General features: G+C 75.0%; 11 protein-coding genes. 5 read left to right on the top strand and 6 right to left on the bottom strand.

Features of this window, described 5'->3' with window-relative positions:
• Positions 1-2: 2 nt before the first annotated feature.
• The gene (locus tag J3473_RS07315; RefSeq protein WP_207022584.1) at positions 3-1,070 is read left to right on the top strand and encodes a 2-oxoacid:ferredoxin oxidoreductase subunit beta; all 1,068 of its coding nucleotides are present in this window, start codon (positions 3-5) and stop codon (positions 1,068-1,070) included.
• Positions 1,067-2,056 carry an EamA family transporter RarD gene (gene rarD / locus J3473_RS07310; RefSeq protein ID WP_207022504.1) on the top strand — a complete coding sequence of 330 codons (990 nt, stop codon included), beginning with the start codon at positions 1,067-1,069 and terminating at the stop codon, positions 2,054-2,056. Before J3473_RS07315 ends, rarD begins: the two co-directional genes overlap by 4 nt.
• Positions 2,057-2,087: 31 nt before the next feature.
• Here rarD and J3473_RS07305 read toward each other — a convergent pair whose 3' ends face one another.
• The gene (locus J3473_RS07305; protein ID WP_242525738.1) at positions 2,088-2,780 is read right to left on the bottom strand and encodes an alpha/beta fold hydrolase; all 693 of its coding nucleotides are present in this window, start codon (positions 2,778-2,780) and stop codon (positions 2,088-2,090) included.
• Between the two features lie 87 nt (positions 2,781-2,867).
• Between J3473_RS07305 and J3473_RS07300 the strand changes: the two genes are divergently transcribed.
• Positions 2,868-3,155: a hypothetical protein gene (locus tag J3473_RS07300; RefSeq protein ID WP_242525737.1), complete on the top strand. Its 288-nt coding sequence runs from the start codon at positions 2,868-2,870 to the stop codon at positions 3,153-3,155.
• An 84-nt stretch (positions 3,156-3,239) separates the two neighbouring features.
• Positions 3,240-4,247: an ATP-binding protein gene (locus J3473_RS07295; RefSeq protein ID WP_207022502.1), complete on the top strand. Its 1,008-nt coding sequence runs from the start codon at positions 3,240-3,242 to the stop codon at positions 4,245-4,247.
• 18 nt (positions 4,248-4,265) lie between these two features.
• On the opposite strand, the gene J3473_RS07290 is transcribed toward J3473_RS07295, so the two are convergent.
• The 4 genes from J3473_RS07290 to J3473_RS07275 form a co-directional block, all read right to left on the bottom strand.
• Positions 4,266-5,156 carry an SDR family oxidoreductase gene (locus J3473_RS07290; protein ID WP_030526723.1) on the bottom strand — a complete coding sequence of 297 codons (891 nt, stop codon included), beginning with the start codon at positions 5,154-5,156 and terminating at the stop codon, positions 4,266-4,268.
• Entirely contained in the window at positions 5,153-6,337 is a 1,185-nt protein-coding gene (locus tag J3473_RS07285; RefSeq protein ID WP_207022501.1) for a zinc-dependent alcohol dehydrogenase, read from the bottom strand. The genes J3473_RS07290 and J3473_RS07285 overlap by 4 nt, the downstream gene beginning before the upstream one ends.
• 222 nt (positions 6,338-6,559) lie before the next feature.
• Positions 6,560-7,864 carry a D-arabinono-1,4-lactone oxidase gene (locus J3473_RS07280; protein ID WP_242525736.1) on the bottom strand — a complete coding sequence of 435 codons (1,305 nt, stop codon included), beginning with the start codon at positions 7,862-7,864 and terminating at the stop codon, positions 6,560-6,562.
• Complete coding sequence (locus tag J3473_RS07275; protein WP_242525735.1) at positions 7,861-9,027, bottom strand: alanine racemase; 1,167 nt, start codon at positions 9,025-9,027, stop codon at positions 7,861-7,863. Before J3473_RS07275 ends, J3473_RS07280 begins: the two co-directional genes overlap by 4 nt.
• A 29-nt stretch (positions 9,028-9,056) precedes the next feature.
• Here J3473_RS07275 and J3473_RS07270 point away from each other — a divergent pair, with 29 nt between their 5' ends.
• Entirely contained in the window at positions 9,057-10,376 is a 1,320-nt protein-coding gene (locus tag J3473_RS07270; RefSeq protein WP_207022499.1) for an MFS transporter, read from the top strand.
• On the opposite strand, the gene J3473_RS07265 is transcribed toward J3473_RS07270, so the two are convergent.
• Positions 10,360-11,370 carry a polyprenyl synthetase family protein gene (locus J3473_RS07265; protein WP_207022498.1) on the bottom strand — a complete coding sequence of 337 codons (1,011 nt, stop codon included), beginning with the start codon at positions 11,368-11,370 and terminating at the stop codon, positions 10,360-10,362. The genes J3473_RS07270 and J3473_RS07265 overlap by 17 nt on opposite strands.
• Positions 11,371-11,373: the final 3 nt, after the last annotated feature.

Here is an 11,373-nt window from a genome sequence, read left to right as displayed (position 1 = left end):
GCATGCCCGTGACCGGCCTCCAGCACGTCCCGCACCTGCCGGACGACGCCGCGAAGCAGACGAAGAGGGACTTCACCTCCGACCAGGAGGTGCGCTGGTGCCCCGGCTGCGGCGACTACGTCATCCTCGCCGCGGTCCAGTCCTTCCTGCCCGAGCTCGGGCTGCGCCGCGAGAACATCGTCTTCGTCTCGGGCATCGGCTGCTCCTCGCGCTTCCCGTACTACCTCGACACCTACGGGATGCACTCGATCCACGGCCGCGCCCCGGCCATCGCGACCGGTCTCGCGACCTCGCGGCCCGACCTGTCGGTGTGGGTCGTCACCGGTGACGGCGACGCGCTGTCGATCGGCGGCAACCACCTGATCCACGCGCTGCGCCGCAACGTCAACATGACGATCCTGTTGTTCAACAACCAGATCTACGGCCTGACCAAGGGGCAGTACTCCCCCACGTCGCGCACCGGGTCGGTCACGAAGTCGAGCCCGCTCGGGTCGGTCGACGCGCCGTTCAACCCGGTGTCGCTGGCGCTCGGGGCCGAGGCGACGTTCGTCGCGCGGGCGATGGAGTCCGACCGCGACGAGCTGAAGTCGGTGCTCAAGGCCGCGGCCGAGCACCGGGGCGCCGCGCTCGTCGAGATCTACCAGAACTGCCCGATCTTCAACGACGGCGCGTTCGAGGTGCTCAAGGACCGCTCGCAGCAGGCCGCGCGCATCGTGCGCCTGCGCTCGGGCGAGCCCGTGACCGTCGGGCCGGAGGACGACCGCCGCGTGCTCGTGCGGGTCGCCGGGGGCGCGTCGGAGTTCGTGCCGGAGGCCGAGGTCGGGGCCCGCGAGGTCGTCGTCCACGACGCCGCGGCCGAGGACCCGTCGGCGGCCTTCGCGCTCTCGCGCCTCGACTCCCCCGAGATGACGCACGTGCCGATGGGCATCTTCCGCCAGGTCGCGCGGCCGACGTACGACGACCTCGTGCGCGCGCAGGTCGAGGGCGCCGTCGACGCCGCCGGCGGGCCCGCCGGTGACGCGGACCTCGACGAGCTGCTGCGCGGCCGCGACACGTGGACCGTGGGGTGACCGCGGCCGGCGACGAACGGTCATCGTCGGGGGACACCGCGGCCGAGGCTGCGGCGGAGGTCCGCCGGGGCACCGGCTACGGCTTCCTCGCCTACGGCATCTGGGGGCTCTTCCCGCTCTACTTCGCGGCGCTCGAGCCGTCCGGGGCGTTCGAGATCCTCGCGCACCGCATCCTCTGGACGCTCGCCGTCTGCGTGCTCGTGCTGCTCGTGCGGCGCGACCTCGCGTGGATCCGGACGTTCGTCTCGCGGCCCCGGCTCGTCGCGGGCATCACCGTCGCCGGGCTGCTCATCGCCGCGAACTGGGTTATCTACGTCCTGGCGGTGCTGACCGGGCGCACCTACGAGGCGGCGCTCGGGTACTTCCTCAACCCGATCGTCACGGTGGCGCTCGGCGTGTTCGTGCTGCGCGAGCGGCTGCGGCCGCTGCAGTGGGCGGCGGTCGGCATCGGGGCCCTGGCCTCGGTGTGGCTGGCCGTGGCCGGCGGCGTCGTGCCGTGGATCCCTCTCGCGCTGGCGTTCTCGTTCGGTCTCTACGGGCTCGTCAAGAAGAAGGTCGGCGCCTCGCTCGAGGCGATGCACTCGCTCGCGGCCGAGACGACGGTGCTCGCGCCGGTCGCGGTGGTCGTCCTGTTCGTGCTCGCGGCGCGCGACGACATCACCTTCGCCGGGCACGGCGGCTGGCACACGACGCTGCTCGTGCTGTCCGGGGTCGTCACGGCGGTCCCGTTGCTGCTGTTCGCCGCTGCCGCGCGGCGCATCCCGCTCGTGACCGTCGGGCTCATCCAGTTCATCACCCCCGTGCTGCAGCTCGTCGTCGGCGTCACGCTGCTCGGCGAGCACGTGTCGGGCCGGCTGTGGATCGGGTTCGGCATCGTCTGGGTGGCGCTCGTGCTGCTCTCCTACGACTCCCTCACCGCGGCCCGCACCTCCCGTCGCGCCGCCGCGGCCGCCCGCTCGCCGGAGTGCCCCGAGCCCACCGTCTGACCCGTCGGGAACCGCACCCGGCCGGGTGCGGTCAGGCGTCGAGGAACGCGCGCACCGCGGCGGTGAAGCGCTTGGGCTCGGTGGCGTGGACGAGGTGCCCGGCGTCGATGGTCACGAGGCGGGCGTCCGGCAGCGTGTCGGACAGCTCCCGCACGTGCTCCTGCGGGACGTGGCTGGTCGGTCCTCCGCCGACGACGAGGGTCGGGGCCGCGAGGCGGCGCACCAGGTCCGGCCATCCGGGGTCGGGGTCGTCGACCTCGGGGCGGACCTGCTCGACGACGGCCCAGTCGAAGGGCAGCTCGCCGTCCGGCCGCGCGAGGGGTGCCGGCGTGCGTCGGTGCGGGACCCCGACGTCCTCGACGACGAGTCGCCGGACCGTCCCCGGGCGCTGGGCGGCCACCCGGCAGGCGACGAGGCCACCGAGCGAGTGCCCGACGAGGTCGACCACCGGCTCCCCGAGCACGTCGAGGAGGCCGGCGACGTCGTCGGCCATGAGGGCGGTCGAGTAGACGCCGGGCCGGTCGCTGCCGCCGTGGCCGCGGAGGTCGACGGCGTGCGTGGTGCGGTCGGCCGCCAGGTCGGCGGCGACGTGGTCCCAGTCGCGAGCGGTCATGCCGGTGCCGGGCAGGAGGACGACACGAGGCGCGCCCGTTCGCTCGCGCGGCGGCCTGACCCGGCGCGAGAGGTGCAGTCCCCCACCGACGTCGACCCTCTCCACGGTCACCACACCCCGACCCTGAGGCATGGGCCCGCGGCCGGCAAGGGTGTCCGCCGTCGGCTGAAGCCTCGGCCGGCGGTGCAGGATGGCCCGGTGGGCGACGAGGTCGAGGTCAGCGCGATGGCGATCAACGTCGCCGTGCCGGAGCACCTGCAGTGGACGGACTCGCGCCGCGGCGAGGAGTTCCTCCTGACGACGCTCAACGTCCGGATGCTCCCCGACGGCACGCTCGCCGCGAAGGCCTACGGGCGTCCCACGGCGGGTGGGCGCGGTGCGTACACGTCGTTCCGGGTGCCCGACTCGCCGGAGCTGCGGGCCCTCGTCGAGGCGGCCGCCACCCGGGCTGCGGAGCGGTGGTCCGCCCACCGCGGCCTGGCGTGACGCTCGTCGCGCCCTCTCCACCCCTGCCGGGCCGGTCCGTCACTGCGGTCCCCCCCGACCGGCGGGGCGCCCATGATGGGCTGCATGGACTGGTACCTCGACCGGCACGACCAGCTCGGCGAGCTGCGCCGCGAGATCGGCCGGTACCTGGCCCGGCACGCGCTCCCGGAGCGGGAGGCGGTCGAGGACGCCGAGCTCGTCGTCAGCGAGGCCGTCGGCAACGCGCTGCGCCACACCGCCGGCCCGGTGTGGGTGTCCCTCTCCTGGGCCGAGGAGCACCCCGCGCTCACCGTCTACGACGTCGGAGGCTCCCTCCCGCGGCCCCTGCCGCCGGGCACCGCGCCGGCCCCGCCGACGGACGCGGACGACCTCGGCGGGCTCGCCGACCTCGCGGAGTCGGGCCGCGGCATGGGGATCATCGGGCTGCTCGCCCACGACGTCGTCTCGCGGCTGCGACGTGAGTCCGGGACCGTGGTCTCGATGCGGTTGGCCGTCTCGCGCAAGCCGACCCACAGCGTCGACCCGCCACGACGCGACGGCGGGCTCCTGCCCGCGCTCGACGAGGCCGGCCCGGACGGCGGCTTCGGCCGCGAGTCGTTCCTGCGCGCCCTCGTGGTCGAGATGTCGCGGGCGGTCGAGCACCACCACGGGCCCGACGCGGCGGAGGCCACGGTCGCCCAGGTGGGCATCGACGTCGGGGGGCAGATGGAGGCCGAGTTCCGCCTCGCCGAGCAGGTCGTCGGCCGGCTCTCGCCGCAGGACCTCGGCCGCTGCTACGTCCGCCTCAAGCACGCCATCGACGGTGGGTTCAGCGTGCTCGAGGCCACCGACGAGCGCGTGGTCCTCGTCAACACCCGCTGCCCCTTCGGCGAGACGGTCCGCCAGGCGCCGGCCCTCTGCCGGATGACCTCGAGCGTCTTCGGCGGCATCGCCGCGCGCAACCACGACGTCGGCGCCTCCGTGCTCCTCGAGGAGCGGATCGCGGTCGGCGACCCCGGCTGCCGCGTCGTCGTCTACCTCGGGCAGGCGCCGGCCGACGTCTCGCCCTTTGCCCACCACTACGGCACGCCGGACGGCCCCGCCGTGGTGTGAGGCCGCCCGGACGAGCGCTCAGGACAGGCGGCGGCTCCAGCGGCCGTGGACGGCCTCGCCCTCCGGCGTGGGGTCGAGGACGTTGCCCGGCGAGTTCGCCACCTCCTCGCGGCCGAGGCCGCTCAGCCGCATGAGCGGGGTGACGAGCACGTCGAAGACGGCCGGCAGGAGCCGGAACCCCGCGACGACGACGCCGTTCAGCGGACCGACCATGACCTCCCGCTTCGGCGACCAGAGCGCGCGGACCGCCGCGGCGGCCACCTTCTCGGGCGGGTCGACCGGGGGCGGCGGACGGCCGTGCCGCTGCAGGTAGGTGCCGGCCTGGAGGTAGACGGGCGTGTCGACCCCACCGGGCCAGACGAGGCTCACGTCGATGCCCGGGGTGGCGCGCGCCTCGATCTGCAGGGTGCGCACGAGGCCGTGCACGCCCCACTTGGCCGTGACGTAGGAGCTCATGTAGGGCGTGCTGATCTTGCCGAGCAGCGACCCGACGACGACGAGGCTGCCCCGTCCTCGCGCGCGGAACGCCTCGAGCGCCAGGCGGGCCACGTTGGCGGTGCCCCCCAGCGTGCTCGCGAGCGCACCGTCGAACACCTCGGCCGGGACGTCCTCGAACCGTCCGTAGGTGAGCGCGGCGGCGGAGTGGACGACGCCGTCGAGCGGCCCGAGCTCGGTCCGCGCCCGCTCGAACGCGGCCTCCAGCGCGTCGCGGTCGGTCACGTCCGCGACGGTGACGACGGCTCGCACCCCGAGCTCCTCGCACTGCGCGCGGACCTCCTCGAGCACCTCCTCCGAGCGCGAGAGCAGGGCGACGTCGACGCCCGAGGCCGCCAGCTGCAGCGCCGTCGCGCGCCCGATGCCGCTCGACGCGCCGGTCACGAGCACGGTGCGCCCGGGGACGCCCCTCACGGCTGGAGCACCACCTTGACGCAGCCGTCGGACTTGGCCTGGAACATCTCGTAGCCGCGGGGCGCCTCGGCCAGCGGGAGCACGTGGGTCGCCAGGTCCTCGAGGCCGAGCGGGTCGGCGGAGTCGAGGACGTGCGGCATGATCTCGTCGATCCACCGCTTGACGTGGCACTGCCCCATCCGGACGGTGATGCCGCGGTCGAACATCTCCATCATCGGTAGCGGGTCGACCTCGCCGCCGTAGACGCCGCTGATGCTCACCGTCCCCGCGCGCCGCACCGACTTGAAGGACGCGGTGAGCGCCGCGAGCCGGTCGATGGCGACGCGGTCGATGAGCGGTCGGGCCAGCGCGTCGGGCAGCAGCCCCACCGCGGCCTGCGCGGTCGCGGCGAGCGGTGACCCGTGGGCCTCCATCCCGACCGCCTCGAGCACGCCGTCCGGGCCGCGCCCGCCGGTGAGGTCGAGCAGCGCGCCGGGGACGTCGTCGACCTCGCGCAGGTCCACCGTCTCGACGCCGTACCGCTGCGCGAGGGCGAGCCGCTCGGGCACGAGGTCGACGCCGATGACCCGCTCCACGCCCAGCTGCTTCGCGATGCGGGTCGCCAGCTGCCCGACCGGCCCCAGGCCCATGACGGCGAGCGTGCCGCCCGGCTCGACGTCGGCGTAGCGCACGCCTTGCCAGGCCGTCGGCAGGATGTCGGAGAGGTAGAGGAAGCGGGTGTCGGGGTGCTCGTCCGGCACCTTGACGGGCCCGAAGTGCGCCTGCGGCACCCGCAGGTACTCGGCCTGCCCGCCGGGGACCGCGCCGTACAGGCTCGTGTAGCCGAAGAGCGACGCGCCCTTGCCCTGGTCGCGCACCTGCGTGGTCTCGCACTGCGCGTAGAAGCCGCGCTCGCACATCCAGCAGGAGCCGCAGGAGATGTTGAAGGGGATGACGACCCGGTCCCCCGGCGCGATGTGCGTCACCTCGGGGCCGACCTCCTCGACGACCCCCATCGTCTCGTGCCCGAGGACGTCACCCGGCGTGAGGTACGCGCCGAGCACCTCGTACAGGTGCAGGTCGGAGCCGCAGATCGCCGTCGAGGTCACGCGGATCACCGCGTCGGTCGGTTCCTGGATGCGCGGGTCCGGCACGTCCTCGACCCGCACGTCCCGCTTGCCCTGCCACGTCAGTGCCTTCACGCCGTCGTCCTCTCGTCCCCGAGCGCGACGTGGTCGTCGCGCTCGTCACGAGGACCCCTCCCCCGGATCGCCCGTCCGCAAACGGTCCGGCGCAGGGTTCGTCGCAACGATGTCGAGGGTTGCCGGTCCGGTCGAGCGAACAGGACACGCCGTCCGCCGGCGCGCGGGACGGCGTGTCCTGCTCACTCGACGGGGTGCAGCCGCCGGGCGGGGGTGCTGGTGTCAGGCGTCCAGGAGGTGCGCGACGTGGGCGTTGGTGAAGAGGCGGGTCGGGTCGAGGCGGTCGCGAACGGCCCGGTAGTCGTCGAACCGGGGGTAGAGCGCCTGCAGCCGCTCGGCGCCGAGGGTGTGGACCTTGCCCCAGTGCGGCCGTCCCTCGTGCTCGGCGACGATCGCCTCGAAGGCGGCGAACAGGCGCGAGGGGTCCATCCGGTGGTACTGGTGCACGGCGACGTAGGCGTTGTCGCGCTCGTAGGCCGTCGAGAGCCAGACGTCGTCCGCCCCGACGAAGCGCACCTCGACGGGGAAGGGCACCGGCTCACCGGAGCGCTCGAACCAGGCGCGCAGCTCCTCGAGCACCGGCACGACCGACGCCCGCGGCACCGCGTACTCCGACTCCACGAACCGCACCTCGCGCGAGGAGCAGAACACCTTCCACGAGTCGTCGGCGTACTCCCGGGCCCCGAGCACCCGGGCGCTCAGCCGGTTGACGCGCGCCGTCGCGGCCGGCGCGCGGGTCAGCACCCGGTTGACCCCCTCGTAGAGGCGGTTGGCCAGCAGGTCGTCGTCGAGGCGCCGACGCCATCCGGGCAGTGGCCCCGGCCCCTCCCCCGGCGCGACCCGGTCGTTGCGCTTGAGCAGCACCCGGTCGGTGTGCGGGAACCAGTGCATGTCGACGTGGTCGTGCGCGTCGGCCAGGTCGTGGATGCCCTCGAGCACCGCCGAGAACGACTCCCCCGACTCGCGGGCGTGCAGCCGGAACGCCGGCACGCACTGCAGCTCGACCTCGACGACCACCCCGAGCGCGCCCAGCCCGACCCGCGCGGCCTCGAACACCTCGGGCGACTCCTCGGCCGAGCAGCGCAGCAGCGACCCGTCGGCGAGCACGAGCACCAGCCCGCAGACCGCCGCCGCGATGCCCTGCAACCGCACCCCGGTGCCGTGCGTCCCGGTCGAGATCGCCCCGCTGATGGTCTGCCGGTCGATGTCGCCGAGGTTGGGCAGCGCCAGGCCGAGCGCCTGCAGCGCGGGGTTGAGGCGGTGCAGCGGGGTGCCGGCCGCGACGCGCACGCGCATCCGGTCGCGGTCCACGCCGAGGACGCCGGTCAGGCCGTCGAGGCGCAGCAGCACCCCGTCGGTGGCGACGAGCGGCGTGAACGAGTGCCCGGTGCCCGCCACCCGCAGCCGGAGCCCGCGCCCGGCCGCCGACCGCACGGCGCCGACGACGCCCTCGACCGTCGAGGTGTCCGTGACGACGCGTGGGTGCGCGACGACGTTGCCGCCCCAGTTGCGCCAGGTCGCGCTCATCCGTGGTTCCATCCCTCTCCGCGGTAGGTCGGCACCGAGTCGACGAGCCGCCCGCCCCGCACGAGGTGGAGGGTGTCGAAGCGCTCGAGCAGCTCGCCGGCCTTCGCGCCGCGCATCCACACACGGTCGCCGAGCGCGAGGCCGTGGACGCCGTCGCCGCTGACGGGCGTCTGCACCTCGCCCGCCGCCTCGGTGCGCAGCAGCGACCACCCGCGCCGCACGGGCGCCGGCACCCGCGACCAGCCGGGCTCGCCGCTCGCGACGTACCCGCCGCCGAAGGCCGTGACGACGTCGCGGGCGGGCCGCCGGACGACGTCGAGCGCGTAGGCCATCGCGGGGCGGGGGCTGAAGGCGTCGTAGCCGTCGAACAGGGTCGGGGCGTAGAGGCCGGACCCGGCCGCGAGCTCGGTGACGGAGTCGTCGCCCGTGAACGTGTGCAGGCTGCCGGTGCCGCCGCCGTTGACGAAGCGCAGGTCAGCCTCGGCCCGCACCGCCGCCACGACGGCCGCCCGCCGCTCGCGCAGCTCGGCCACCGAGCGCCGCTTGAGCAGGCGGACCGGCGGGGTGTCGGGCAGGCCGGCCACCTGCGCGTCGTAGAACATCAGGCCACGCACCTCCAGGCCGATGCCCTGCGCAGCCCGCGCGACCGCGAGGGCCTGGGCCGGCGTGCGGGTCGGCGAGCGGCGCACCCCGAGGTGCAGCCGGCCGACGCGCACGGAGCAGTCGACGTCGACGGCCACCCCGACACCCCGCACCGCCGGGCCGAGGGTGTCGCGCAGCCACCGGACGTGCTCGACCGAGTCGACGGTCAGCGTCACCTCGCGCCGCAGGTCGTCGTCGCCGGCCACGTCGCCGACGGCCGCGGCGTCGACGGAGGGGTAGGCGACGTAGAGGTCGCGCAGCCCGGCGCGTCCGAGGCGCACGGCCTCGCGCACGGCGTAGGCCATCACCCCGGCGAACCCCGGGCGCCCCAGCACGTCGTCGAGCACCCACCGGCAGCGCAGCGACTTCGACGCGACCCGGACCGGCCGGCCGCCCGCCCGCCGCACGAGGTCGGCGGCGTTGGCCTCGTAGGCGTCGAGGTCGAGGACGACGAGCGGCGCGGGCAGGCCCGCGGTCGCCGCGTCCCACTGGGCGGTCACGCCGTCGGGCACCGGTTCCACGGGGCCGACCCTAGTGCGATGCTGGCGCCGTGACACCGGAGGACGGGGACTTCGTCGGGGAGCGCGTGCTCCCGCCGCGCGGTCTCCCCCACCGTGCGTGGCTCGTCGCCGCCGTCACCCTCGCCGCGCTCGTCGCCGCCGCGGCCTTCCGCTCCTCGACCGGGGTGCTGCTCGAGCCGGTCGAGGCCGAGTTCGGGTGGTCGCGCGCGACGACCTCCGGCGCGGTCAGCCTCAACCTCGTCCTCTACGGGCTGACGGCCCCGTTCGCCGCCGCCTTCATGGAGCGGTTCGGGGTGCGGCGCACCGTCGCCGTCGCGCTCGTCGTCGTCGGCCTGTCGAGCGCCGCGACGACCGTGATGACCTCCGCGTGGCAGCTCTGGCTGCTCTGGGGCGTGCTCATCGGGATCGGCACCGGCGCGATGGCGCTCGTCCTCGGCGCCGTCGTCGCCAACCGCTGGTTCGAGCGGCACCGCGGGCTCGTCACCGGCATCTTCTCCGCGGCCAACGCCACCGGCCAGCTGCTGTTCCTGCCGGTCATCGCGCGGGCCGCGGCGGGGCCGGGATGGCGCTGGGCCGCCGGCGTCGTCGCCGTCCTCGCCCTGCTCGTCGCCGTCCTCGTCGCGCTGCTGCTCACCGACGACCCGCGCGACCGCGGCCTGCTGCCCTGGGGCGCGACCTCGGCCGCCCCTCCGGTGGCCGCCTCGACCGAGTCACCGGCCCGCCGCGCCGTCTCGACCCTCGTGCGCGTCTCGCGCCGCTGGACGTTCTGGGCGCTCGTGCTGACCTTCTGGGTCTGCGGCTGGTCGACCAACGGCATCATCCAGACGCACTTCGTCCCCGCCGCCCACGACCACGGGATGCCGGCGACGACCGCCGCCGGGCTGCTCGCCGTCGTCGGCGTCTTCGACATCGCCGGCACGGTCGGGTCCGGCTGGCTGACCGACCGGGTCGACCCCCGGCTCCTGCTGGCCGGCTACTACGGCGGGCGCGGGCTGTCGCTGCTCGCGCTCGACGCCGTGCTCGCGCCGGGTGTCGAGCCGGGGATGTGGGTGTTCATCGTCTTCTACGGCCTCGACTGGGTCGCGACCGTGCCACCGACGGTCGCCCTGTGCCGCACGCACTTCGGGGTCGCGGACTCCGGCGTCGTCTTCGGGTGGGTGTTCGCGTCGCACATGGTCGGCGCCGGGGTCGGGGCGAGCGTCGCGGGCTGGGTCCGCACCGCGCAGGGCGACTACCACTGGGCGTGGGTCGGGGCCGCCGTCCTCTGCTTCGCCGCCGTCGCGCTCGCGCTGGCCATCCCTCGGCGGCCGGTGCGCGAGCAGGAGCCGGTGCTCAGCCCACTCGGGTGACGACGCCGGTGGCGAGCGCGTACAGCGCGTCCTTGGCGTCGCCGGCCGGCAGCGGCTCGAGCACCGACTGGGCCCGGCTCGCCACGGCGAAGGTGTGCTCGCGCGCCCGGTCCATCGCGGGGTGGGCGCGCAGCAGCTCCAGCGCCTCGGCGAGGCGCGCGTCGTCGTCGAGGTCGCCGCGCAGCAGCTCCTGGAGCCGCGCGTCGGCCGGGTCGGTGGAGGCGAGCACGTGCAGCACCGGGAGGGTGCGCTTGCCCTCGCGCAGGTCGGTGCCGGGGGTCTTGCCGGTCTCGTCGGCCTCGGAGGAGATGTCGATGAGGTCGTCGGCCAGCTGGAAGGCGACCCCGAGCCGCTCGCCGTACTCGCGCATCACCTCGACGGTCGCGTCGTCGCAGCCGCCGAACATCCCGCCGTAGCGGGCGGCGGTGGCGATGAGGACTCCGGTCTTGTCGGCGAGCACCCGCAGGTAGTACTCGACCGGGTCCTGCCCCTCGGGGCACGGCCGGTCGTCGCGGATCTGCCCGGCGCACAGCCGGACGAAGGTCTGCGCCTGGATCTTGACCGCCTGCGGCCCGAGGTCGGCGACGATGTCGGACGCCGTGCCGAAGAGCAGGTCCCCGACGAGGATCGCGGTCGAGTTGTCGTACAGCGCGTTGGCCGAGGGGGCCCCGCGGCGCACGTCGGCCTCGTCCATCACGTCGTCGTGGTAGAGCGACGCGAGGTGGGTCAGCTCGACGCCCGCGGCCGCCGCGACGACCTCGTCGGACACCCCCGTGCCGAGCTCGGAGGCGAGCAGGGTGAGCAGCGGCCGGAACCGCTTGCCCCCGGCGGCGGTGAGGTGCGACGACGCCTGCGCGATGAACGGGTCGTCGTGGTCGACGCGCTGCGTGATGAGCGCCTCGACCCGGGCGAGCCCGCCGGTCAGCCGCTCGCGCAGCGCGTCCCCGGCGCCGGGCAGCGCGAGGACCGACGGGGTCCCCCGCTGCGCCGTCACCCC

This window comes from Phycicoccus sp. DTK01 (genome assembly GCF_017312765.1).
Classification (GTDB): Bacteria; Actinomycetota; Actinomycetes; order Actinomycetales; family Dermatophilaceae; genus Phycicoccus; species Phycicoccus jejuensis.
Note: the sequence above shows the minus strand (reverse complement) of the source record. Positions and strands in the feature narration are given on the sequence as shown.